The 24,194-nt window shown below is 67.0% G+C and carries 15 protein-coding genes; 8 read left to right on the top strand and 7 right to left on the bottom strand.

Features of this window, described 5'->3' with window-relative positions; all coding sequences use genetic code 11:
• Window positions 1-226: 226 nt before the first annotated feature.
• Window positions 227-1,507 (top strand): serpin family protein, encoded by a 1,281-nt coding sequence (locus KA383_04910; GenBank protein MBP7745451.1) that lies wholly within the window; start codon window positions 227-229, stop codon window positions 1,505-1,507.
• Between the two features lie 342 nt (window positions 1,508-1,849).
• Here KA383_04910 and KA383_04905 read toward each other — a convergent pair whose 3' ends face one another.
• Window positions 1,850-2,284 (bottom strand): hypothetical protein, encoded by a 435-nt coding sequence (locus tag KA383_04905; protein MBP7745450.1) that lies wholly within the window; start codon window positions 2,282-2,284, stop codon window positions 1,850-1,852.
• A gap of 635 nt (window positions 2,285-2,919) precedes the next feature.
• Here KA383_04905 and KA383_04900 point away from each other — a divergent pair.
• Window positions 2,920-3,993: a site-specific tyrosine recombinase XerD gene (locus tag KA383_04900; protein ID MBP7745449.1), complete on the top strand. Its 1,074-nt coding sequence runs from the start codon at window positions 2,920-2,922 to the stop codon at window positions 3,991-3,993.
• A 135-nt stretch (window positions 3,994-4,128) separates the two neighbouring features.
• Entirely contained in the window at window positions 4,129-4,326 is a 198-nt protein-coding gene (locus tag KA383_04895; protein ID MBP7745448.1) for a hypothetical protein, read from the top strand.
• 54 nt (window positions 4,327-4,380) lie between these two features.
• On the opposite strand, the gene KA383_04890 is transcribed toward KA383_04895, so the two are convergent.
• Window positions 4,381-4,638, bottom strand: coding sequence for a hypothetical protein (locus KA383_04890; GenBank protein ID MBP7745447.1), 258 nt, complete (start codon window positions 4,636-4,638; stop codon window positions 4,381-4,383).
• A 216-nt stretch (window positions 4,639-4,854) separates the two neighbouring features.
• On the opposite strand from KA383_04890, the gene KA383_04885 reads away from it, so the two are divergent.
• Window positions 4,855-6,030 (top strand): PD40 domain-containing protein, encoded by a 1,176-nt coding sequence (locus tag KA383_04885; GenBank protein MBP7745446.1) that lies wholly within the window; start codon window positions 4,855-4,857, stop codon window positions 6,028-6,030.
• Window positions 6,031-6,036: 6 nt separating this feature from the next.
• Here the strand turns inward: KA383_04885 and KA383_04880 are convergent, their stop codons facing one another.
• Together KA383_04880 and KA383_04875 are read right to left on the bottom strand one after the other, a co-directional pair.
• A complete protein-coding gene (locus tag KA383_04880; GenBank protein ID MBP7745445.1) occupies window positions 6,037-6,768 on the bottom strand; it encodes a hypothetical protein in 732 nt (243 codons plus the stop codon).
• Window positions 6,769-6,848: 80 nt separating this feature from the next.
• A complete protein-coding gene (locus KA383_04875) occupies window positions 6,849-9,992 on the bottom strand; it encodes a hypothetical protein (protein ID MBP7745444.1) in 3,144 nt (1,047 codons plus the stop codon).
• Between the two features lie 266 nt (window positions 9,993-10,258).
• Between KA383_04875 and KA383_04870 the strand changes: the two genes are divergently transcribed.
• Complete coding sequence (locus KA383_04870) at window positions 10,259-11,980, top strand: NapC/NirT family cytochrome c (GenBank protein MBP7745443.1); 1,722 nt, start codon at window positions 10,259-10,261, stop codon at window positions 11,978-11,980.
• A 465-nt stretch (window positions 11,981-12,445) separates the two neighbouring features.
• Here KA383_04870 and KA383_04865 read toward each other — a convergent pair whose 3' ends face one another.
• Together KA383_04865 and KA383_04860 are read right to left on the bottom strand one after the other, a co-directional pair.
• Window positions 12,446-13,561 carry a hypothetical protein gene (locus KA383_04865; GenBank protein ID MBP7745442.1) on the bottom strand — a complete coding sequence of 372 codons (1,116 nt, stop codon included), beginning with the start codon at window positions 13,559-13,561 and terminating at the stop codon, window positions 12,446-12,448.
• A complete protein-coding gene (locus KA383_04860; protein MBP7745441.1) occupies window positions 13,554-15,449 on the bottom strand; it encodes a hypothetical protein in 1,896 nt (631 codons plus the stop codon). Before KA383_04860 ends, KA383_04865 begins: the two co-directional genes overlap by 8 nt.
• Window positions 15,450-15,612: 163 nt before the next feature.
• Here KA383_04860 and KA383_04855 point away from each other — a divergent pair, with 163 nt between their 5' ends.
• From KA383_04855 to KA383_04845, 3 genes are all read left to right on the top strand, one after another.
• Complete coding sequence (locus tag KA383_04855) at window positions 15,613-16,212, top strand: PAS domain-containing protein (protein MBP7745440.1); 600 nt, start codon at window positions 15,613-15,615, stop codon at window positions 16,210-16,212.
• A gap of 202 nt (window positions 16,213-16,414) precedes the next feature.
• Complete coding sequence (locus tag KA383_04850; GenBank protein ID MBP7745439.1) at window positions 16,415-18,751, top strand: OmcA/MtrC family decaheme c-type cytochrome; 2,337 nt, start codon at window positions 16,415-16,417, stop codon at window positions 18,749-18,751.
• 191 nt (window positions 18,752-18,942) lie between these two features.
• Window positions 18,943-20,463, top strand: a complete 1,521-nt coding sequence (locus tag KA383_04845) for a tetrathionate reductase family octaheme c-type cytochrome (protein ID MBP7745438.1) — start codon at window positions 18,943-18,945, stop codon at window positions 20,461-20,463.
• A gap of 21 nt (window positions 20,464-20,484) precedes the next feature.
• Here KA383_04845 and KA383_04840 read toward each other — a convergent pair whose 3' ends face one another.
• The gene (locus KA383_04840; GenBank protein ID MBP7745437.1) at window positions 20,485-24,009 is read right to left on the bottom strand and encodes a hypothetical protein; all 3,525 of its coding nucleotides are present in this window, start codon (window positions 24,007-24,009) and stop codon (window positions 20,485-20,487) included.
• Between the last annotated feature and the right edge of the window lie 185 nt (window positions 24,010-24,194).

Below are 24,194 nucleotides of genomic sequence, written 5' to 3'. Positions count from 1 at the left end.
GCACAGCGGCAGCGAACAACTCCGCGCAGCGCGGCGACGCCGCGCACGGCAGGGCACGGATGCGCGCAGACAGAAGGAATCCTGCGACGTGTACCTACTCCCGGGGTGCAGTAGAATGGCTTCACAAAGATCCGCCATAAAGCCGCGCAAGACCAAACGAGAGACGTCGATCGCTCCGACGCGGTGATTCTCACGGGAGACAGGGGCTTGGGTCGGGAGATGAGCCATGAGCACGCGTAGAAGTCCCGTTGTGACGTTCTTCGGGCTGACGGTTGCCTTTTGCGGCTGCTCCGCGGCTGTGACGGCCGAGCCTCCGGGCAAGCTGGTCAAGGCCGATGTACCGCGGGCGGCGCCGGAGGTCGGCAGGCCCGCTCTCCAGGAGCTTGCGCAGGGCAACACCGCATTCGGGCTGGAGCTTTACGCCCAGGTACGCGGCCAGCCGGGCAACCTGGCCGTCTCGCCGCTGAGCATCTCGGTCGCGCTGGCGATGACGTACGCCGGGGCGCGCGGCGAAACGGCGACTCAGATGCAGCGCACGCTGCATTTGCCGGCCGAAGACCCGCACGCGGCGATGAACACGCTCGTGCAGCGCTTGCTGGCGACTCCCCCTGGCGTGGAGCCCGGCGACCCGAGACCGAAGCCTCCGCGACTGGACATCGTCAACCAGCTCTTTGCCCAGGAAGGTGACTCGTTCGAGGCTCCGTTTCTCGAATCGTTGGCCCGCGACTATGGGGCCGGCGTGCGGCTGCTGGACTTCCGCCAGGCAGACGCCGCGGCCCAGGCCATCAACGACTGGATCAGCCAGCGGACGGAAAAGCGCATTCAGAACCTCGTGTCGCCCGCCGATGTGCGCGCGGCGTCGCTGACGCTGGCTAACGCCATCTACTTCAAGGCGAAATGGAACTTGCCGTTTGCGAAAGGCGCGACGCGCGCCCAGCCCTTCAAGCCGCTGGACGGCAGTGAAGTCTCCGTGCCCACCATGTCGCAAACCGCGACATTCCGCCACGCGGCCGGGGACGCTGTGCAGGCCGTCGAGCTGCTTTACGCCCGGTCGTCGCTGGCCATGTTGCTGCTCGTGCCCGACGCGGGCCAGTTCACCTCCTTTGAGCAGCGCCTCACGCCCAACGCGATCCAGAGTCTGGTTGACCAGTTGAAGCAGAAAGCGCTCCGGCTGAGCGTGCCCAAGTGGACCGTCCGCGCAAAATTCCGTCTGAATGACGCGCTCAGCACGCTGGGCATGCCGGCGGCGTTCGATCCCGCCTGCGCGGACTTCACCGGCATGAGCCCGCAGAACCTCTGGATCGGCGCGGCGTTGCATGAGGCGTTCGTGCGGGTGGATGAGGAGGGCACGGAGGCAGCGGCGGCGACAGCGTTGCCCGAGGCGAAATCGGAGGAGCCCCGTGGCGTCCTGGAACTGAAGATCGATCGCCCGTTTCTGTTCGTCATCCGCGACACGCAGACCGGGACAATTCTGTTCCTGGGGCGCGTGGTAGACCCGCGCGGTTAGCCCCAGTCACGCTCCACCGGACCCGCGTGTATCGCCCCGCAGGGGCGCGCGGCTGTAGCCCAGGGTGCAACCCTGGGGACCGCAGCCCGTTCGCCCGCATGATTCCCATAAGCCCCAACGGGGCGCCGGGCCGAACTGCGCCGGCGTAGCGCCCACGGTTCGCTCGCTGCTCGAATCGCGCTGCGCGGCGCCCGCTCGCTCGCGCTCGGGGCTCTGATGGGACGCCGGCGTGGGGCCCTCGCGCGCTTCGGGCTCGACTTGTGTGCCCTCCGTCGCTGCGTCGCTCTTCTGTCTCCTATCGTCCCGCCATTTCTCGCCCCCTTCGCGGCTTTGCCACGGGCCTCACGGCCCGCCCAACGCGGTGAGCAAGCACGTTCCAGGACCGCCGATGGCGCTGATCACCAGCGCTACTATGAACAGGCCGAACCTGCGGAATCGCTGACGTTGAAAGAGGAGATATACGCCGCGGAGGAATATCCACCACAACAGGACCCAACCGACAACCGGCACCAAGTAGAGGGTCCAGGCGACCCAGTCTGGAACCCACGCCCAGCTGTATTCCGATATGCGCGTGACGAAATACGCAGCCAACAGCATCAAACCGCCGGTGCACGCCACGATGAAATATGGCCGCGCGGACTGGCGGGGCTGTGGACACCTGTACGTTTCCGGTTGATTCGGATCGAATTCCAGGCCGCATTCCGGGCAGCGCGGCGCGGGCAGGTGATCCAGGATGTACCCGCAGCGCAGGCAGTGCTTGTACTCGCTCTCCGCCATACGCTCTACTTTACCCGCCCGCGTTCTCCTCAACATCCGCTTCTGATCCGTGGCTGTCTGTGTCAATCCGTGGCCACTGAGCCGTGAGGCACAAGCCGCAAGCCGTGGGCCAGAACCATGTTGCGACGGCATTCGCGTACGCGACGGCGTGCCGAACGTTCGCTCACTGCCGTTCGCGGCTCGGACCGTGCTCCGCCGCCCGCTTTCCCTTTTCCCCACGTGTCCACTTTCCCACGCCCAGGCCGCCAGAATCTAGCAATCCTAGTACTCCTTCACGACCTCTGCGTCCTCGGCGGTTATTCTAAACTCGGAGCTGCGGACGCGCGTCTGGCTGATCGCCGAGTGCTGAACGCTGACCGCTTCAACGTCCCAATAACGAAGTGTGCGAAATAGGACGCGCGAAAAAAACCGCTTGGCACCCTTGGGCGGGCAGCACCAGAAGCCCGGTCTTATGCGGAGAATGCGTCGGCGAGACGCCGGTGTCACGGGCAGCAAAGCAGGAGCTTGGCTCTCCCCCGGCTCAGCAGGAGCTTCGCCCTCCCCAATCTGGGCTTCGCCCTCCCGGGTTGGAGCTTTGCTCGCCCCCGCCGGGCCGGATACACTGCGCGGCGCGTGGAACGCGAATACCCGCTCGCATGGAAGCGAGGCCAGTCGTGGACGCCGGTTCCCATCCAGCCAATCACCGCCGCCGGGGAGAGACGCCGATCTGCTCGGCGGCCTTCGCCCACGCGCTCGACGGCTTCCGCGTCTACCAGAACGTCGAACTCGGCCTGTCCGCGAACACCGTCGAAGCCTACCGCCGCGACCTGCTGCGCTTCGGCGAATTCCTGCACCGCCGGCAAATCGACGACTGGGCGAGACTGACCCCGGAGCTAGTTCAGGAATACCTCGTCGAGCAGAGCGAGCTGGGGCACAAGGAGACGACGCTCGCCCGGCGGGTGGTCGCGTTGCGCATGTGGCTGCGGTGGCTGCACCTGACGCACCAGGTCGCGGAGGACCGCACGTCGCTGATCGAGCTGCCGAAGCGCTGGCAGCGTCTGCCGGAGACGTTGAGCCTGGATCGCACGGTGGACTTGGTGACGTCGCCGGACCCGGAAAGCCCGCTGGGCTTGCGCGACCGGGCGATCCTGGAGTTGTTCTACGCATCAGGCCTGCGCGTGAGCGAGCTCTGCGGACTGCGCGAGGGCGACGTCAATCTCGACGGGGCGTACCTGCGGTGCATGGGCAAGGGACGCAAGGAGCGCGTCGCGCCGATCGGCAGCAAGGCGCGCGAGGCGCTGGAGCGTTACCTCGCCGACCTGCGCCCGAAGTTGATCGCTGCTGGCCAGGAACGCGGGCGCTGGAAGACACCGCTGTCAAAGTCGGCGACGGCCGCGTTGCCGCTGTTTCTCTCGCGCACCGGCGGCGCCATGGAGCGGACGGCAGTGTGGCTCCTCGTCCGCCGGGAGGCCAAGCGGCAGGGGATCGTCGGCAAGGTCAGCCCGCACACGCTGCGGCACAGCTTCGCGACGCATTTGCTGGAGGGCGGGGCGGATTTGCGCGTCGTGCAGGAATTGCTCGGCCACGCCAGCATCAGCACGACCGAAATCTACACGCACGTGCAAACCCGGAGATTGCAGGAAATCCATGCCCGCTGCCATCCGCGGGGTGCGGACGAGCTGGGGCGCAAGGCGGGAACGAGCCCGCCCGGGGGCGAGTTCGGCTCCTGACGGCGGCTGCAACCGCTGACTGCCACGCGGGTAACAGTCTGTAAGCGCTGGCCGGGCGTGCGGCCGAGGTGGTCGGACGGCTGGGAACCTTGTACGATGCACTGGGCGGCAGTACGGACGCCACGAGGAGCAAGCATGTTGGGCAAACCCCGGACGAACCGCAATGGGTGGCTGGTAACCGCCGTGGCTGGCTTGTTGCTGTTTCTTGCCGGCTGCGATCCGACGCTTCAGGCCACCATTGAGAACGGCATCATCACGACGTCACAGAGCCTGTTCGCATCCGTGCTGCGCGCGTTGATCAACGTTGCGCAAGAGGCGAACACGTCGCTGTAGCGGCGCCTTCATGGTCCCGCCCCCGGTCTTGACGGGCGGGGTGGCGGCGTACCGTCAGGCGTGGAACTGGTCGTCGGGGGGCTCGTGAATCTGCCAGGGGCTGTCCATGCGCCGGTAGCTGACCTGCCGCCGCATCCGCCAGCCTGCGCCGATAAGGCCGCAACCCGCGAGGACGAAGATCCCGGCGACAACGAACTCCAGCAACCGGGGCATGGCCCAGAGCAGCACGCCCAGCGCGATCAGGAGCACGCCGAGCGTCATCGGTGCCAGCCAGATGTGGCCGGGGCCTTCGTGGGAAAACATGAAACGCATGCGCGGGACTCCAGGCGGACGGTCTAGTAGGCATCATAGCGGCTGGGCAGCGCGGTTGCGAACCACGGCCCGGCCGGGGTTGGCAAGGTGCTCGGCGGCGGTCATCATGGGTCGGTCGCGGCCGCGCACGTGGGAAATCGCGTGCGGCGCCGGGCCTGGCGCTTCGGGCGGCCTACAATCCGTCGAAAGCGGGTTCGAAATGGAGAGCTACCGAACATGAAGGCACTGTCCGTGGTCACGGGTGTGGTGGTGATGGTTCTGGCGCCTGCGGTGGTCGGCGCGGCGCGGGCGCAGGTGCCGGCGTCTCAGCCGGCGCATGACGAGTCGCGCTGGCTGCGCAACGTGCGCCAATTGACGTCGGTGGAGATGGGCCTGGCGCGGTCGGGCGAGGCGTATTTCTCGCCTGACGCCGCGCGTGTCTGTTTTCAGGCGTTTCCAGTCGGCAAAGAGGACTACCAAATCTACGTGATGAACGCGGATGGAACGGGGCTGAAGATGATCAGCACCGGCACCGGCGCTACCACGTGCTCGTTCTTCCATCCCAGCGGGGACAAAGTGATCTTCGGGGCGAATCACGACGACCCGCGCCCGCCGGAGAAACCGGGAGAGCTGGAAGCCAAGCGGCCGCGTGGTGAAAGTGCCGGCGCAAAGCCACCGGCCGAGGACGGCCATCCGGGGCACGGCGAAGCGCGTACGCAGGGCCATCCGGGCGGCGAGGGCGGGCCGAAGCACGGCGGCGGGCGCGGCGGCGACTATGCCTGGAAGTACTACCCCGGCATGGAGATCTACGAGTACACGTTCGCGACCGGGGCACTGAAGCGCCTCACGAACAGCGACGGCTACGACGCCGAATGCGCGTATTCGCCGGACGGCAAGCAGATCGTGTTCTGCTCACTCCGTGAGGGCGCGCCGGCGATCTACATCTGCGACGCGGACGGGGGCAACCCGCGACGGATCACGCATCACGATGGGCGCGACGGCGGACCGTTCTTCAGTCCGGATGGACAGCGCGTCGTGTATCGCTCGGACCGCGAGGGAAAAGGGAACCTGCAGATCTTCGTGAACAACATCGCCGGGACGGCGGAGAAGGCGATCACGCCGGCGGATTCATTCCACTGGTGCCCGTACTGGCACCCGTCGGGCAAGTGGATCGTGTTCACGCACGCGGATTTTCGGCGCGGGCCGAATTTCGATGTTTATATCATCCGCGACGATGGGACCGACATGCGCCGCGTGACGTCGGATGCGGGGTTCGATGGCTTGCCGGTGTTCTCGCCGGACGGCAAGTACCTGATGTGGACGTCCACGCGCAATGGGCTGGATTCGCCGCAGGTGTTTATCGCGGAGTTCCTGGGGCTGACGAAGGACGGTGAGTTGCGGGTCAAGGAGTAGGGCGGGCTACTCGAGCTTCATGGAGCGCAGGAAATCGAGGAAGGCTTCGCGGTGGTGTGCCATGGTTGCGGCCGGGCCGGTGGCTTTGAAATACCACGGGCCGGCGGGCGTTTCGACGATTGCGCCCAGCAGCCGGTAGTCCTTCTTCGCGGGGGGGTTGGGGGTGCCAGGCATCATCATCGTGCCGCTGAAATGGCCGGCCACTTCCACGAACGTGATCTTGAGCCCATTCACCTCCAGCAGTTCACGATGAAAGGCCTCGTTGGGAATCGGCTGGCCGTCGGCAGCGGCAAACTGCAACCGCCAGCGTTCCACGTTCGCCTCCACGCCGCCGCCGATATTGGTGCCGAATACCGCGAGGTCGCCATCCTCGGAATCGTCCTCGACCCGCGGGAGCCGATAGTCGTCCACGCGCAGGGAGCCCGTCACGGGCTGTTGCTCCCAGCTTGCCGGCGCCGTGTACTTCAGCGTGGGGCCGGCGTTGCGCGACGGCGGCGCCTGTGCGGGCTGCGGCGCGTTGTTGATCGGCGGATGGCCCGCTGGCAACGCATCGGTTCGCCGGGGCGCGGTTTCCTGGACGAACTGGCGGACGCGGGCGAGCTCGTCGGCGGTCGGCTGCGTGCTCGCCGCGGTCGCGGGCGTCGCGGGCGTGCTCGGCGTGCCGCGCTCGCACCCGCCAAGCGCGATCAGCAGTAGACAGCAGCAGGTGGCAGCCGGGGGCCATATGCACTTGACCATTGGTGCTCGTCTCCTTCGGCGGCGGGCGGACAGCCACGCACGAATGCCGGATTGTATCCCGCGCGCCGCCGGATGCGCACTCAGCGGCCACCGGCGATGGGTCCGCCGCGCCGGGCCGCGTCGTGAAAGTACATGAAACGGCGCAGCGCATCGGTGCCGTGGCAGGTCGTGCAGACGGCGTTGGCGGTGAATGAGCGGATATGCCACTGGCGGGCGCGCAGCTCCCGGCTGGCGATTTCGCCGAGCGCCGGTGGCAAGGGGGCAGCCGTCTGCCGGCCATGCGTGAGGTGACAGGTGCGGCAGGCGATCTTGCCTTGCGGGTCGACTTCGCCGCGCTCGTTGAACAGCGGCAGGTAGCCGGAGGCGTCGGGGGCGGTGGCGTTGAACATCTCGGCGGGTGGGTGCGTGGCGATGGCCGGGGGCGCGACCGGGCCACCCGTGTGATGGCAGGCTACGCAATGCTGGTTCGCCACCCGCAGTGGATCAGCAGCGTCCATGACGAACTCGAGCTTCTTCGGCCACAGAAAGCGCGGCTCGATGTCATCGCGGCGGCCGTGCGGAACGTGGCATGGGCCGCAGGTGCCCGGCTCAAAACCGGCCGCCCGCAGCACCCCGGCGGCATGGCCGATCGCGTGCAGGTTGGTCATTTCGGCATGACAGTTGGTGCAGGCTTTTTGCGGGCTGTCGCCGGCCGCAACGCGAACGAGCTTTTCGGAAGCGCCGCGACCGCGATGCGGGTCGTGACAACTGCGGCAGGCGAGTTCCCCGCGTTCGTTGCGTTCGCCGCCGGTCGACAGCGGCACTTCGGTGGCCGTTGACTGCGCGGTCACGTCGCGCGGATGCAGCAGGGCGAGCGGGGCCTGCGCGTCCGGGCCAACCGCTCGGTGACACGCGAGGCAGGAGGCTTCGCCGACGGGTGCGTCGGCGGCGAGGCCGGCGCGGAAGCGACCGGTCTGGTCGTCGCCGTGGGGGCGGTGGCAAGCCAGGCACCGATCGCCGATGGCCGTGGAGGCAACGGGCCAGGATGGCGATGCGCGCGTGACATCGTGCGGGCCGCCGCCGAGCCCGGCCTGATCTGTGTGGCACTGCGTGCAGACGACGTAAGGTGCGTCGTGCATGAATTGGCCGAACTGGCCGGTATGCGGATCGTGGCACTTGGTGCAGCCGATCGGGCTGTGATTGGCGGAGCCGAGGATCTTGGTCTGTGCGGGGCGCTCGGGCTGGTGGCAGGTGATGCACTTGCCGCCACCGGGGTCGAGTTCGCTGGCCTCCGGCGCGCGTGCGTAGCGGTGGAAGAGATGGCAGGAGCTGCACGGGCCGCCGGTGTGCGCGGTCATGCCCAGACGGTTGCGCTCCTCGGGGAAGTTGGTGCGCAGGTCATGGTGCGTCGCGACGACGCTCTGCTTGTCGGAGTGGCAGCGCAGGCACATCTGACCGTCCGTCAGGTCGTCGGCGAGGAGGAAGCGCTCGCCTTTGCCGTGGTGCAGCTTGTGGCATGACAGGCAGATGAGGTGCTCGCCGGGGCCGAGCTGCGTGCCGAGTTCGCGGATGGCCGCGGCCTGCTCGGCGTTCACGACTGGGCTGAGCGGGTGCTCCGCCGGTCCGCCGTCGCGGAACATGCCAGGCCGCATCTGATCGTGACAGGTGACACAGAGCTGGCTGGATTCGGTGCCCATGACGAGCAAGTGGTCATGGCGGGCGCCGTGCGGCGTGTGGCAGACCTGGCACGTCAGCTCGCGCGCGTCGGGGCCGACCTGGGCGCCGGCTTGCACCAGCGCCTCGGGGATGGCCCAGGGCATACCGCCGGTGGGATGCGTGCCGGCCGCGCGGCCGCCCGTCTTGTCGGCGTGACAGCTCATGCACAGCTCGCTGGCGCGGTTGGCGACGCGCAGGAACACCGCCGTCGCGATATCGCCCATGGGTTGGCCGGCGGCGTGGGCGGAATGGCACGTGCGGCACTCGATCCGGCCGTTCACGAGCGGGAGGAAGTCTGGTACCTGCATCGTCGGTGGCGGCAGGATGTCCGTGCTGTGACCGTGCTCAAGCCAGATCCGGCGGCGCGAATCCACGACCGCGCCATCGTGGCAGGAGAGGCACATTTCCGGCCGGCTGGCGACCGGATGTTCGGGCGTGGTTGTCGGCGGGGCCATGATCGCGGTTGTCACACCGCGCGCCAGAGGTTCGAGCCACTCAAGATGACAGACAGCGCACGCCTGCGGCTGCAGCGGGGTAACGGTCGTACGGCGCGGCAGCATGGGTGGCGCGACGTCGGGATCCACTTTGAGGGCGAATTTGTGGACGCGGTGCGCCGAGACTTCGGCAACGTACAGGTTGCCGTCGGCGTCAAACGCAATGCCGGCCGGGGAGACGAGCTTCAAGGGCTGGCCGCCTGGCTCACACAGAACGCCGAGCAGGCTGCCGGTGGGCCGGAAAACCTGCACGACGCCGAGCGTGCCGTCGACGACCCAGGCGTTGCCGTCGGCATCGATCGCGATGCCCTTGGGGCGGTAGAACTGGCCGAGGTCCGCGCCGTACGTGCCAAGGCTGCGCACGACGCGGCCGGCGGCGTCGAAGATCTGAACGCGGCCGGTGACGGGCTCGCTGACGAAGACATCGCCGGTGGGACCCAGCGCGAGCATGAATGGGTAGTAGAGCTGGCCGAGCGATTGGCCGCGCTCGCCGGTCGAACTGAAGGTCGCGCCGGCGACGTCATAGCGGAGCAAGCGGTGATTGTCGTTGTCGGCCAGCCAGATACGGGTGCCGTCGGCGTTGACGGCCACATCGGTGATGTCCGGGGAGTGTCTGGCGTCGGGCGCGGGCGGGCAGCGGATCACGCGGGCGAGGCTGCCGTCCGGGTTACGGGCGAGGACGCGACCGTGGCCGGTGTCGGCGATCCAGAGGATGCCTTGGCGGTCGAACTTGAGGCTGATGGGCTGCGCGAGGGTTTCTTCGCCGACGGTCTGGAATTCTTCACGGAGCGAACCGTCGGGCGCGAAGACCACGATGCGGTCCAGGGCCCCGTCGGTGACGTACACGTCGCCGCCGGGCCCGATGGCGACGGCGGTGGGCATGTGGAGTGCGGGCGGGCCGTCGTACTGGAACGTGAGCACCGGAGTGGCGACAAACCGCGCGGGTGGCTCAGGCGGAGCGGCGTTGCTGGCGGACGTGATAGCGAGAAACGCGGCAGCGCGGGCGACGTGTGCCAGGTTGCCAGGACGCAGCATGCCCGATCCTCGGTCGGAACGATCTGCCCGCCGAAGCGCTTGCCTCCGGCGGGGTGCGGGCATTATAGAGTATGTGGCGTGGCCGCGGCGACCGACCGAGACGGGCAGAATACACATTTGCTGCCCGCGTGAACTCCGAGTGTTTGGATATCGCTATGTCCACGGATGATGCGCAGCATGCGGGCGATTCTGCAGCGGCGGGGGACGTTCCGGCGCGTGACGCGGCGACGCCGAGGGGGAGGCCGGCGCGGCCACGATGGCGCCGCGTGCTGCGCAAGGGGTTGCTCATCGGCGGCGTGATCGTCGTGCTGGGGGTGTTGGGCATCGGGGGGGCGGAGTACTACACGGCACGGCCGAGTTTCTGCGGGACATGCCACATCATGGACTCCTACTACCAGTCGTGGAGCCAGGATGTGCATGGCAAGAAGGTGGGGACGTGGTGCGTGGAGTGTCATTACGCGCCGGGCGAGCAGCACACGCTCAAGGCGAAGTTCAGGGGGCTGTCGCAGGTCGCCAGTTACTTCAGCGGGCGCTACGGCACGAGCCGGCCACGGGCGCGCGTCAATGACGCAAGTTGCCTGAGGTCGGCTTGTCATGGCGACAACGAGTACATGCGCAAGCCGCTCTTGATCGGCGAGCCGCGCGTGGAGAAACGCCTGGTCGGCGATCAGGAGACGGAGGTCACTCGTCTGCCGACGGTCACATTCGTGCATGAAAAGCACCTGCGGACGGAGCTGAAGCTGACGGAGACCGAGGCGTCACTCGCGGGCCTGCGGCAACGGCTCGAGCAGGCGGTGTCACCGGCGGCTTTCGAGCCGCTGCGCGTCGCGGCGGTGCAGGTGGGGCCGGCGGAACGGCGTGAGGCAAAGTTGCGCGAGCTGGTGGGGGGTCTGGCGCGAGACGACCTGCTGGCGGACGTACTGGAGTACGCGCGGCTGGAGCACGAGCGGACGCGTCTGCGGCAATTGGGGGGGCTCAACTGCGCTGCGTGCCACAGCTACGATCCGTCGGGGCTGGCGCACGTGATGGCGGTGGACCTGGAGACGTGCTTCACGTGCCACTTCGGCAACCAGGCGTTCAATCGCGACACGGGTGAATGCCTGAAGTGCCACGCGCCGCCGACGCGCAAGATTCTCGTCCACGATCAGGCGGTGCTGGCGAGCTGGCAGCAGCAGTTTCCGACCACGTCGGCCCCGGGGCCGGCGCTGATGGACCACCGCGAAATCGTGGACCGCAAGATCGACTGCGCGAGCTGTCACCTGGACGTGATCCAGGGCGCGGCGGTCGTGTCGGAACGCACGTGCACGAACTGCCACGATCAAGAGAAGTATCTGGTGGATTTCGCGACGCGCGACACCGAGACGGTGGCGCGGTATCACCAGACGCACGTCGCGGGTCAGTGGGCCCGGTGCGTGGACTGTCACCGGGCGATCGAGCATAAGCTGATCGATGCGACGCACGTCGGGACGAGCGCGGGGTTCCTGCAGCCCATTCTCGATGATTGCCAGCATTGCCACCCGAACCATCACCACGAGCAGGTCGAGCTGCTCATGGGGATCGGCGGCACCGGCGCGCTGCGGCCGATGCCGAATGCGATGTTCGGCTCGCGGCTGAATTGCACGGGCTGCCACATCAAGCCGGCGGTCGATCTGAAGGGCGACGCGCTCGTGAAGGCGTCGGAGGCGACGTGCATCGCGTGTCACGGCAGTGACTACGAGCGGTTGTTCGAGCAGTGGCGCAGCGAGATCGCGACGTACGTGCAGGAAGCGGAGGCGGCGCTGGTACGTGTCGATCAGCGGATCGCGGATCTGCAGGCGCGCGGCATCGAGCTGCCGGCGGACATCGAGACGCGGATTACGCCCGCCCGACAAAATGTGCAGTTCATCAAGGCGGGCAACGGGATCCACAACAAGAACTACGCGCTGTATCTGCTCGATCTGAGCGTGCGCGACCTGGATGACGTGATGGGGCAGTTGACGCGGGAGTGAGGTCGGTCACCGGCATATGCGTATCGCGCGATCGCGGCTTACTCAGGCGGGAAGAGGCGGCATGCACTCATTCATCTTGTGGGAGCCAGCAGCGCAGGTGGCGCGCTGGCTCGAGCGTCTCCATCTCATAGAACCAGAGCAGGTTGGCGATGAGCTGCTGCGGCAGCTCGAACTCCATATTCCGGCCTCGACGGTCTTGCTCAATCCGGATCGTACCAGAGCATCGGTTGGGGTCAGCGTCATTTCGACGGTGTGGCCACTCGAAATAGTACCGTTGTCGAAGCCCGGGTAGCGCATCAAACGGCCGCGTTTGGAACACACGGCGCAGCGCCAGATACGACGCGCGGGAGATACCCAGCTCAAAGACGCGGCCCACTCCGGCGCGACTCAGCCGGATCGAGGCAAAGTACAGTCCGTCGCGGCTGTAGGCGGCGACAATCTCCGGCAGCTTCTCTAGCGGATGCCTCACTGCGGATCTCTTGGCTGAGTGGTTGGGATGACGAAGCTGGGGAGGTAGAAGGGCTGGCCGGCGGCGATGTGCTCGATCATCTGGAAGATCACGGGCTGCGAGAGCATCTCGATCCGTGCCGCGGGATAACCAGCGGCAGCGAAGTCGAAGAGCATGCCCGGGGTGCGGTGGCAGTCCGTGCAGTGCAGCGTCGGGGTGCGCAACGCCGGATGCACGGCGGCCAGCAATTGTGCCCGCCGGGCGGCATCAGCTTGCGGGGCCTCGCGCAGATATGCCTCGTTGGCGGCCTGTGTGCCTACGTATCCGAGAGTCGGCGTTTTTGTGGTGCGGTCCAGCAGGGCCAGCTTGGCGCCGTACTCGCCGCGGAAATGGCGTGGCAGGATCGTGCGGGCGGTCTCGACCAGGGCGGCAAAGGCCGGACTGCTGTGGCGTTCGGCCGCTAGCTGGTCCGCCAGGTCAACCAGCGCCCGGGCGTGGTCGGCCTGACGGGCGGCCTCGCGGACCCTGGCGACCAGCTCGGCCTGGATTGCCGGCGTCGGGTCGGCCAGCGCGGCGCGGCCCTGTTCCGAGGTCAGCCAGGCGTAGAGCTGCACGACCTCGGGGGCGCCGCGCGGCGCGCCGCGGCCCAGGTCATACCAGGTGAGGGTGAGCGGCTGCTCGTCGCGCGGCAGGTGGCACACGCCGCAGTGCAGGCTCGTGGCGTGCATGTTAAGGAAAGCACGGACCTCCTTGCGGCGGGCGTGTGGCAGCGGATCGTGGCAGCCGCTCGTGGTGCAGCCGTTGAAGCGATCGGGTTGAATCCAGCCCGCGATGCGGTGGTAGTGCGCGGGGGGCGTGCGCGGGTTGGCGTCCGTGGTGACGCCGCGCCATGCGCTTCTGTCCGTGCGGAGCACCGACTCGGTCAGGCGGGTGGGGATGCCGGTGATCTGGGCCGGGGCGGGCGCCGGGAACATCAATGTGACGACGAGGTAGCGCAGGGCGAGAAAGCTGAGCCACGCCACGACGGCAATGACCGCGACGGCATAGCTGCGGCGGACGGACTCGAGACCGAAGCGGCCGAGGAGGCAGAGCCAGTCGCGGGCGGAGCGACGGTAAGCAGCGGGCTTACTCATGGGGTGCCTCCGCTGGGAGTTGGACGTTCAGGTCGCGGGCGGCCTCCGCCACGAACTCGGAGTGGGTGGCAGCCAGTTCACCGAGCGGGGTGTCGCCGGTGATCGTGGCGAGCGAGAGGGGGAAGACGTGCGGCGAGAAGATGACGTTGACGATGTGCAGGATGCCGACGTGGATGATGGCCAGGAAGGCCTCGTACGTGTGGGCGATGAGCGCGATGTTCAGGATGCGGCCGCTGAGGTAGTGGGAGAAGATTTGCTCGCCCCACAGCAGGGCGCCGGTGAGCCCCAGCAGCGTCGTGCCCCAGAACACGCCGATGTACTCGAATTTTTCCTTGATGCTGAAGCGGCCGAACGAAGGCGGCTCACGGCGCAGGCCGCAGAGATAGAGCAGCAGATGATGCCCTTTCAGCAGGTCGCGCGGGTGGACGACCATCGGGAGCTTCCAGATCGCCGCCCAGAGGCCGACGCGTCCGCCGGCGGGGCCGCGTTCGCGGGCGCGCCGCCAGTACGTGTGCAGGCAATAGACGAAGTGCGCGGCGAAGCCGAGCACAAGGGCGATGCCGGCCCAGTGGTGAATCGTGCGGGTGACGCGCAGGCCGCCGAGCGTCTCAATCACGCCGCGGGCCCAGTCGTGATCGGCGAATTTCATGGGGAAGCCGGTGACGGCGAGCGTGGTGAAGAGCACGACCAGGACCCAGTGCTGGTAGCGCTGGCTGACCGTGAAGCGCGCCAAACGCGTGCGACCGTAGGGGTGGGCCAGCACTGCCTGCACGAGCTGCAGGGCGGCGTGCTCGCCCTCATGCCGGCGGCCGAAGACGATCTGGGCCAGCTCGAGCAGGCAGAGCAGCAGCGACGGGCCGAACGTACCGATGGTCAGCAGAATGAACGCCGCCGCGACGGCGAATTCGAGCGTGCCGCGGGCGGTGGGCAGGTCAAGGTGCACGGCGGCGGCGGCGAAGCGCGGGTCGGCGCCCGGATGGCAGGCGGTGCTGCGGCAGGCGTTGGCGACGTTGGCGGGATGGACAGACGAACGCGGGTCGGCCTTGGCGAGCATGAGGTGCGCGTTCTCGCCGGCGGCGACGTGGCAGGCGAGACAGTCGGCGGTCGTGTTGTCGCCGAGCAGCGCGGCCTTGCCGTGGAAGCTGCGGACGAAGCTGGCGACGGCGTTGGGCATCTCAAACGTCTTGAGGACGTCGGGGTCCGTGTGGCAGACGGCGCAGACCTGGGCGATCTCGAGCGGGGGCCGGGCGGACTGGAGCCGGGCCGCGATATGCCGCAGGTAGTAGGCGACATCGATGGGGACTTGCTCGGCATGGCAGACGTCGCAGCGGTCGAAAGTCCGGTCATCACGTGGCGACAGCGTGGTCACCACGTTGGCGGGGTCGCGGAAGACCGGCTCGTCGTGGCAGTACAGGCAGGGGGACTGGCCGGGCGCCAGCAAGGGTCCGCCGGTGAAGGTCAGGCTGCTGAGCACAGCATGTGTGTGTGCGCCGCGATCGAGGAGCCAGGCGACGTTTTCGTGACTGAAGCGGCGGTCGAGCTGGCCCGCGGCGCTGAGGTGGCAGGTCTGCGTGCAGTTCACGCGGGAGACGGCGCCATGCGGCACGACACCGACTTCGCTGCGCGCGTGGCACGCCGTGCAGGCGAGCCGGGCGTGCGGGCCGCGGAGCTCATGAGTGTAGTCCGGATCGACGAAGAACAGGTGCGCGCGGTCGGCCGCGGGGTCGTAGCGGCTGAGTCCGCGAAACTGGTGGCAAAGCAGGCAGTTGTCCGGGTCGCCCGCCCGCGCGGCTGGCGGCAGCGGAGCCAGCAGGAACAGCACCGCGAGCCAGGGCCATGAGCGGCGGCGCTGCGTGCGGGGCAGAAAGCTGGACCGGTGCTCAGACATGGCGCCTCGTCTCGGAGAAAAACTCCGGCCGTGGAGGCCGCGTGACGTGGCGGTAACTATAATCGACGGTTGGTGGTGTACGCGAGAGGGCCAGAACATGATTGCGCGCAGCCGCATGCCGGCCGGGAAATCGCCGCGAGGGCAGGATTGCGAGGATGCCTGTTTGTTGGCGCAGGCGGTGGCGGGCCTGTCGATCGGCCTGGTGCTGGTGGACACGCAGGGACGGGTGGTGTGGTTGAATCGCGCAGCCGAGCACGTCCTGGGGGCGCCGCGCGCGCAATGCGTCGGACACGCGGTCGGCCAGGTCCTGAAAGACCCGCAGTTGGCCGCGTTCTGGCGTGACGCCGGTGAAATGGAGGGGCACCACATGGCGGACATCGCGCTGCGCTGGCCGCAGCGCGCCGATCTCAAGGCCAATGCGTCGCGGTGTTACAGCCCGGACGGTGCGCTGATCGGGCGCGCGCTGCTGTTCTGTGATGTCACGGACGACCGAGCCGTGCAGGTACGGCTTTCGCAGGCGGTCGCGCACCGTCTGATCGGCATGGCGGGCGGCGCGGCGGACGACGGGCCGCCGGCGGGCCTGACCGGGCAGGAATTGCGGGTGCTGCGGTTGGTGGGGCGCGGGTTGCGCAACGATGTCATCGCCTCGGAAATCGGCGTATCGTCCTCGACGGTGCGTTCACATCTGAAGAGCGTTTACCGCAAGCTGGCGCTGTGCTCGCGCGCGGCGGCGGTGAGCTACGCGGTCCGTAACAACCTCTGAACAGTACGCAGTCGGCTCCCCCCTAAGGGGGAGGAGATCCCCCGCTGGGGAGGATTGCGGTGCTGGCGCGTTCCGGAGCATACTGACGTGGCCGGCGCGGAGCGCGCAAGTTTGCATTGCATTGCACCCTTCGCGCGATAACATACGACTCAACGGGCACATGTCAGGAAGTTGCGAGCGCAAATCGCGAAGGAGAACGGCCATGAGGCGCAGCTCGGCAATGTTGCGTACAGGCGTCGGATTGAGCATCATCGCGGCGCTGAGCCTGATGCTCGGCGGCTGTCCAGGCGGCCTGTTGGAGGGTCCGACGGGTCCGACGGGTCCGGAGGGTCCGACGGGGCCGGCGGGGCCGACGGGTGCAACGGGTCCGCAGGGCGATCCGGGCCTCGCAGCCGGAGATACGCTTCCGGACACGGTCGTCACCATTACGGATGTGAGTGGCAGCAGCCCGGTCGAACTCGGCGGTCCGGTGAACGTGACGTTCACGATCCAGGATGGCAGCAGCAATACGATTGCGATCGAGGAGCTCGACCGGTTCTCGATCTACGTGTCGGGGCCGACCGAGGGCTACCAGCGGGTGATCGTGCCGGAGGGCGACCTGACGAAGGTCACGACCAACGCCGACGGAAGCTACACCTACGCGCTGGGCAATCTGCCCACCACGTACGCCAAGCCCGTGAACGCGCCGTCGGGCGGCGGCGGCACCGTCGCCGCCGGTACTTACACCGTAGGAATCGAGGCACGGCGGACCTTCACCGTGGACGGTGAGAGCGTCCGCAAGGCCGGCGATGCGACGTTCGACTTCGCGGTTGGCGGCGCGACGCCGACGGCGCGCGAGTTCGTGACGCAGGCCAACTGCAACATCTGCCACGTGCAGATGACCGTGCACGGGTCCAACCGCTTCAGCCTGACCGGCTGCGTGCTCTGCCATACCGCCGGTGCGCTCGATTCCGCGGGTGCCGAGTCGATTGAATTCGGCGAGATGATTCACAAGCTGCACACCGGCGCGAATCTGCCCCGGGTCGCCGCGACGGCTGATGGCTCGGACCCTTACCTCTACGAGGTGGCCGGATTCCAGGGGAACGTGGTGGATTTCTCGCACGTGCAGTTCCCGTTCATGCCGGGCGGCACCGGCTTCAACGAGCAGATGCGGAACTGCCAAGTGTGTCACGGCGGCGCGGCGCAGGGCGCCGAGATCTACGCGGACGCGAACCTGACCCAGGCGCGCTGCACGACCTGCCACGATGACCTGAACTTCGACAGCGGGACGGTGCTCGATCAGGACAACGAGCTGTTTGGCACGTTGAAGCAGACGCAGCTGAACAACGTGGCGTACCGCGTGCCGCCGGGGAAGTCGTCGGACTCGGCTGGCGTTGTGCACAAGTTCGCGGACGGATCCTGCGCGTTGTGCCACGGTGCCGGGATGACGTACGACGCGGAGGTAGTGCACGTGCCGCCGCTGTCGAACCCCGACAACATCCTGGGCCTGAAGGTTGTGATCGACTCCGTGGAGGGCAACAGCGGCGATGGGTTCTTCGCGGTCGGAGATGCGCCGATCGTCACGTTCCGCGTACTCGATGCGAACGATGACCCCGTTGACATGGAAGATCTGTGGTCGGTGAACTTCGTCATGGCCGGTCCGACGGTGAACTACCAGAAGATCCTGCCGGTGGCGGGCTCGACGGCCGCGATCAAGGCCACCTCCAACGAGGGCGTGGTGACGATGACGGGTGGCGTGCCCGCGACGGGGACCGGACCGTTCGTGTACACCAGCCCGGCGGCGATTCCGGCGACGTATCCGGCGCCACTGAACGACTCGGCGGCGTTCACCTATGCCGACGGCTGGGGCGAGTTGAGCGGCCAGAATCTGAAGGCGGGGTCCTACACGATCATGGTGTATGCGTACCGGCAATTCACGCTTGGCGACACCACCTATCGCGAGACGTCGGAGCCAGGGTTGTTTGGCGTCCGCATCAACACCGCCGGCTCCGGCGCGGCGGGGGACTATCCGGGCTTTGTCACGGACGCGAAGTGCAACGCCTGCCACGGCGATCTCCGCTTCCACGGCAATGGCCGCAAGAGTGTTGAGAATTGTGTAATGTGCCACACGGCGGGCGCGGAGGATCGTCCGAACGTCGCCGAGGGTCAGACGCAGGCGCCCGAGGCGGATTCGATCGACTTCAAGATCATGATCCACAAGATTCACGCGGCGCGCGCGCTGAGCGTCGTGCAGGACGGAGGCGTGTACGACCTCGTCGGATTCGGCAACAACGTCGCCGACTTTTCGACAGCATTCACCCCGGTGATGCCCAACGGGCCGGCGAATTGCGTGGCGTGCCACGCGACGGATGCGTGGAAGACACCGGTGGAACGCAACGACGTCAGCATCTGGAAGGTCGCCTGCACGTCGTGCCACGACTCCACCGCGACGGCCGTGCACGTCGAGCTGAACACGCTCGGCGTGGGCCAGGAAGGCTGCGCGGTCTGCCACGGCGACGGCAAGACATTCTCGGTGGAGCGGAGCCACGCGGTTCCGTAGTCGACCGGCGGGCGTAACGGAAGCGACGGCACACCTGGAATCACCGCAGGGCAGGGAGTCTTCCCTGCCCTGCGTCTTGCTGGCACGGGGGGCGTTGACTTGCGGGGGCGATTGGACTACCACAGCCAGTGGCATGTCCGCGCGCAGCCGCGGGAAGGCTCGCGCTGACTCAGCTCAATGAGGAGACGTGCGTGTCTCTGCGATACTGCCTGATCGTCACCTTGACGGGGCTCGGCATCGCGGGGCTGGGGGCACTGGGGGGGTGTCCGCCCGACGACGGCGTGCCGGACGGGAATTCACCGCCGGATGGCAATACGCCGGTGGAAAAGACCGATCACGAACGCTTCCTGACGGAGGTTGTCCCCGGGGGGTACGAGGGGCCGGCGACATGCCAGATCTGCCATGCGGATGTGGCGGCGGACCTGCTGGAGAGCGGGCACTGGCAGTGGGCGGGGGCGTCCGTGAACATCGTCGGGCACGAAACGGAAACGCACGGCAAGCGTGATCTGCTGAACAACTTCTGCATCGCGGTACCGTCCAACGAGGGGCGCTGCGCGCAGTGCCATCCGAGCTATGGCTGGAAGGATGACACGTTCGACTTCACGAGCACGGCGCAGGTCGATTGCTTCATCTGTCACGACACAACGGGTACGTATGCCAAGCACCCGACGGATGGCGGTGGGGGTGGGGCGGCGGCGCTCGTCAACGAAGGTCAAGTAACGGTGGTCGGCCCCGACGAACTGCAGCAGGTCGCGTACAAGGTGGGGCCGCCGACGCGGCGCAACTGCGGCTTCTGTCATTTCTACGCCGGCGGGGGCGACAACGTGAAGCATGGCGACATGTCGTCCGATCTGGCCAGCCCGACGCGCGAGATGGATGTGCATATGGGCGGACTGGATTTCGCGTGCCAGGAGTGCCATACGGAACAGAATCACGGCATCGCCGGCTTTGCGCTGCATTCGGTGAACGAGGGCGGGGCGGCGCCGGCGTGCACACGCTGCCACGGGGATACCGACGTGCACACGGCGAACCCGCCGGTCGATCCGTTGCTGAACGCGCACCTGGCGCGCGTAGCCTGCGAAACGTGCCATATTCCGGCCTTCGCGCGCAGCAAGCCGACGAAGGTGGCGTGGTATTGGGATACGGCCGGCCAGGACATCAGCCCGATTCCGACGGATGAACTCGGCCAGCCGACGTACGACAAGCAGAAGGGCACGTTCGTGTGGGCGAAGGGCGTGCAGCCGGAGTATCGCTGGCACAACGACCTGTGGCGGCGGATGATCATCGGCGTGAGCGATACGTACACGGTGGCGGGTACCGCGGAAGACCCGGTGGTCATCGCCGAGCCGGCGGCGACGAAGGATGACGCGGACGCGAAAATCTACCCGTTCAAGAAAATGGTGGGCCGGCAGCCGGCGGACACGTTGGCCAAGCGGCTGAGCGTGCCGCACCTGTTTGGCACGGCCGGCGGCGCGAATCCGTATTGGGTCGAGTTTGACTGGGGGTTGGCGCTCGCGGACGGGGCGGCGTACACGGGGATTCCGTTCACCGGAACCTACGGATTCCCTGAGACCGTCATGTACCTCAAAGTCAGCCACGAGGTCGCGCCGAAGGAGATGGCGCTGGGCTGCGAGGCCTGCCACGGCGTGCCGGCGTTCTGGGCGGCCGTAGGGTTGAAGGATCCGCTGCCGGGGCCGCCGAAGCCGGAGTAATCGTCCGCATCGTCGCGTGCGTCAGCGGTCGCCGCACGCCAGCGGCAGTGAATGCGTGGATAACAGGGTCACGAAGGCGTTGATGTCGGCGAGGGCGGGGTAGACGCCGTTGCCGTCCAGGTCGCCGTTTGCCGCGTCACAGCCGGCGTAAGTCGTCTGCCACACGGGGAAGTTCGACAGGTAGAGCACGAACGCGTTGATATCGACGAAGTCGACGGCCCCGCTGCAATCCAGGTCGCCGGCGCAGATTTCGCACTCGTCGGGGATGCCGTTGGCGTTCGCGTCGATGCTTGTGCCGCTCAGCAAGTCGCACTCGTCGGGGACATAGTTCTGGTTACAGTCCGGGTGCAGCTCGCATTCGTCCGGCACGCCGTTAGCGTCACAGTCGAAGCTGGCCCCCTGAAAGATGTCGCATTCGTCGGCCTGACCGTTGCCGTTGCAGTCGGGCTCGCACTCGTCCGGATAGCCGTTCAAGTTGCAGTCCAGGCTCGTGCCCCCGTCGAGATCGCACTCGTCGGGCACGGCGTTACCATTGCAGTCTGGGCTTGAACCACCCGCGATCTCGCAGGCATCGGGCACGCCGTTCACATTGCAGTCGGTACTCGTGCCGCCCAGCGTCTCACATAAGTCATCGACGCCGTTGCCATTGCAGTCGATGAGCAGATCGTCGGGCGCTTCGTAAGCGCCGAGATCCACGATCGGCGGCGGCCCGTTGCCCGAGTCGGGGCGACAAGTCACATCGACGAACCGCGGGTTTCCGCTCAGGTCGGTGGCGATGGTGCTGGGCACGGCCAAGTTGTTGCCGGCGTCGATACAGGTTGATCCATGAGTCAAGCGGAGATCGCCGTAATCGTCGTCCAGTGTGCCCCATTGGCCATCCGGACCAGGGTCCGGGTCCCGCACGAAGAGAGCGGACGCGTTGATGTTGCCTGTGCCGACGAAGCCGCCCTGCACGTTGCAGTAGGTCACGTCCGGGTTGCCTGAGCGAACGTAGATCGCTTCGGGCGTGTTTGGCCAGAGGATGCAGTTGGTCAGTGTTGGGTTAGAGTAGTTGTGGCAGGAGAGGCCGCCGCCACGATGGGCGGCTGTGTTGCTTGCGAGCGTGCAATTGATGAGCGTGGGGCTGGAGTAGTACCCGCAGTACAGGGCACCGCCGTCGTTCATGGAAGTGTTGCCCGCAAGCGTGCAATTGACCAACGACGGGCTGGCCTGGTCGGTGCAGTACACGCCGCCCCCGTTATCGCCGGTCGTGTTGCCGGTGATCCGGCAATTGACCAACCTTGGGCTTGATCCAGAACAGTAGACGCCGCTGTTGCTCGCGTTCCGGATGGTCAGGCCCTGCACATTGGACGCGGGGCCTTCGCCGCTGTGGAAGTAGAAGCCGCACCCGTTACCTTCGCAGTCAATGGTGCACAGGGCCGGGTCACCGCTTACGGAGCGCAGCGGGATCGCGCGGCCGCGAAAGTCCAGGTTTATGTTGCCGGGACCAGCATACACCCCGTCGGCGATTACGACTTCGTCACCCGGAAAGGTCGCAGCGTCGATGGCCGCCTGGATCGTCGGATACTCACTCGGAACGTGCAGTGTCCCAGCCACGCGCAGGACCACGGTCACTGCCCGTGGGGCATTGAGGGCCTGCGCCGCGTTCACCCACGCGGTCGTAACGTAAGTCCCGTGGGTCAGATCCGTCGTGCTGGCTGTCAATGTGACCGTATCCACTTCACCCGCAGATTCCCCGGCCACCGGGTCGGCCGTGAGCCAGTCTGCCGCACAGTGCAGTTCCCAGGCCAGCGCGCCGCAAGTGCTGTTGCGGATCTCCAGCGCCCGCGACCCGGTTTGCCCGGTTAGGGCAGTGATCGTCAGCCTGGTAGCACTCAAGGCCAGCGTCGGCGTGGCCGGGTCGAACTCGCAGGCGCCCATGTCCGCGACCGTGGAGCCGTCGCCATCTCCGTCGAGCACACGCGCCAGCCCGTCGGCGTCACTGGATGGGAGCCCCCCGGATGGGCTGTTCGTGCCCGCGTCGATGCACGGCGAGCTGTTCAGCAGGTGCGGATCATCCGGAAAAGCGAATTCTGGATCGGCGTCGATATTGCCTGTACCGCTCCAGCCACCCTGCACGTCGCAGTACGTCACCACCATGCTGCCGCCCTGGGGGTAGATGGCCTGTGGCGTGTTAGCCCAGAGGATGCAATTGGTGAAGATGGGGTTGGAGATAGCGCTGCGGTACAGGCCACCGCCCTTGCTGGCGGCGGCATTGCCCGTGAATGTGCAGTTGGTCAGCCGCGCGGTAGGGTTTGCCTCGCAGTACACACCACCACCGTTGCCACCGACGTTATCGGCGAGCGTGGAATTTACGAGCGTCAAGCTTGAGGCATCGCAGTACACGCCACCGCCATTGCCGCCGGCGACGTTGCTCTTAAGCGTGCAACTCGTCAGCTTGGCGCTGAAGCAGTGGCAGCATACACCTGCGCCGCGCTCGCTGGCCACGTTGTCGGTGATTGTGCAAGCGGTCAGCGTCGCGTCGGCGTACGACCCGCAGTACACTCCGCCGCCGTCCGTCCCGGCAGCGTTGTCTGTGATGCTGCAGCTCGTCAGCGTAAGGCTGGAGTACCAGCCGCCGTGCACGCCAGCGCCATCGCCGCCAGCCGTGTTGCCGATGATTGTGCAGGCGGTGAGCACCAGAATGGCGTATCCGTCGCCGTACACTCCGCCGCCACTGCCGGCAGCCGTGTTCTGTGCGATCGTGCAGTTGGTCAGGGTGGGTATGGCGTGGTAGTCGCTGTGGTCACAATACACGCCGCCGCCGTCGGCGGCCAGGTTGCCGGCGATTGTGCAGTCCGCCAGGGTGGGACTGGAAGAGTCGTAGAAGTGCAGGCCACCGCCATGATCGGCGACGTTGTTGACGATGTCACAGTTGGTCAGAGTGGGACGTGAGAAGTAGCCACAGTACACGCCACCGCCGTTGAGGCTGGCGGTGTTGCCCGCGATCGTGCAGTTGGCCAGCGTGGGGCTGGAGGAGTCGTCGCAGCGGACGCCGCCACCACGGTCGTGAGGAGCGGCGCCGTTCGCGTTACCGTCCGTAATCGTGAAGCCATCGAGTAGCGCGCTGGCGCTGGTGCTGCCACCGTGGACGACATGGTAGCTGTTGTCGCTATCATCGCCCGGCGCGCCGATGTCGCCACTGAGAACCGTGACGTATGCCGCGATGTCGCGCGCGTTCGGATCCGTCGCGCCCAAGCCCGCGTAGCTGCCGTAGAGCCCCACGCCGTCCTTGAGCGTGAAGCTCAGCGCGCGGTCGGCCGTCCCTGTCGGGTGGGCCGCGTCGCGATCGGGGTAGTACGTGCCCTGCGCCACGCGGATTTCGTCGCTGGGCTGCGCCGCCGCAAGCGCATCCTGCAGAAATCGGAACGCCGTCGGCCAACTCAGTCCGTTGCCGCCGGGCGAGGCGTCGTCGTCCACGTAGATGATGGTCGCCCCGGCGACCGAGCAGGTAGAGGCGATGACGACGAACCCGACGAGGCCCGCGAATACACGAATCGGACGCATGCACACTCTCCCCGGAGAAAACGGCAGGAGCCTCCTACAACCTTTATATCGTCCGGTGCATCCCCGGGTCAATGATCGGTGGCACGTCCGGATACGCGCTCACGCGCGGCGGGCTTAGGCCACGGCAGAAGCTGTCCCGTGATTCCGCTCTGCGCCGCGGACAGCCCAGGAGAGCGCGAAGACGC

The sequence above is a fragment of the Phycisphaerae bacterium genome (assembly GCA_017999985.1).
Lineage (GTDB): Bacteria > Planctomycetota > Phycisphaerae > UBA1845 > Fen-1342 > JAGNKU01.
Note: the sequence above shows the minus strand (reverse complement) of the source record. Positions and strands in the feature narration are given on the sequence as shown.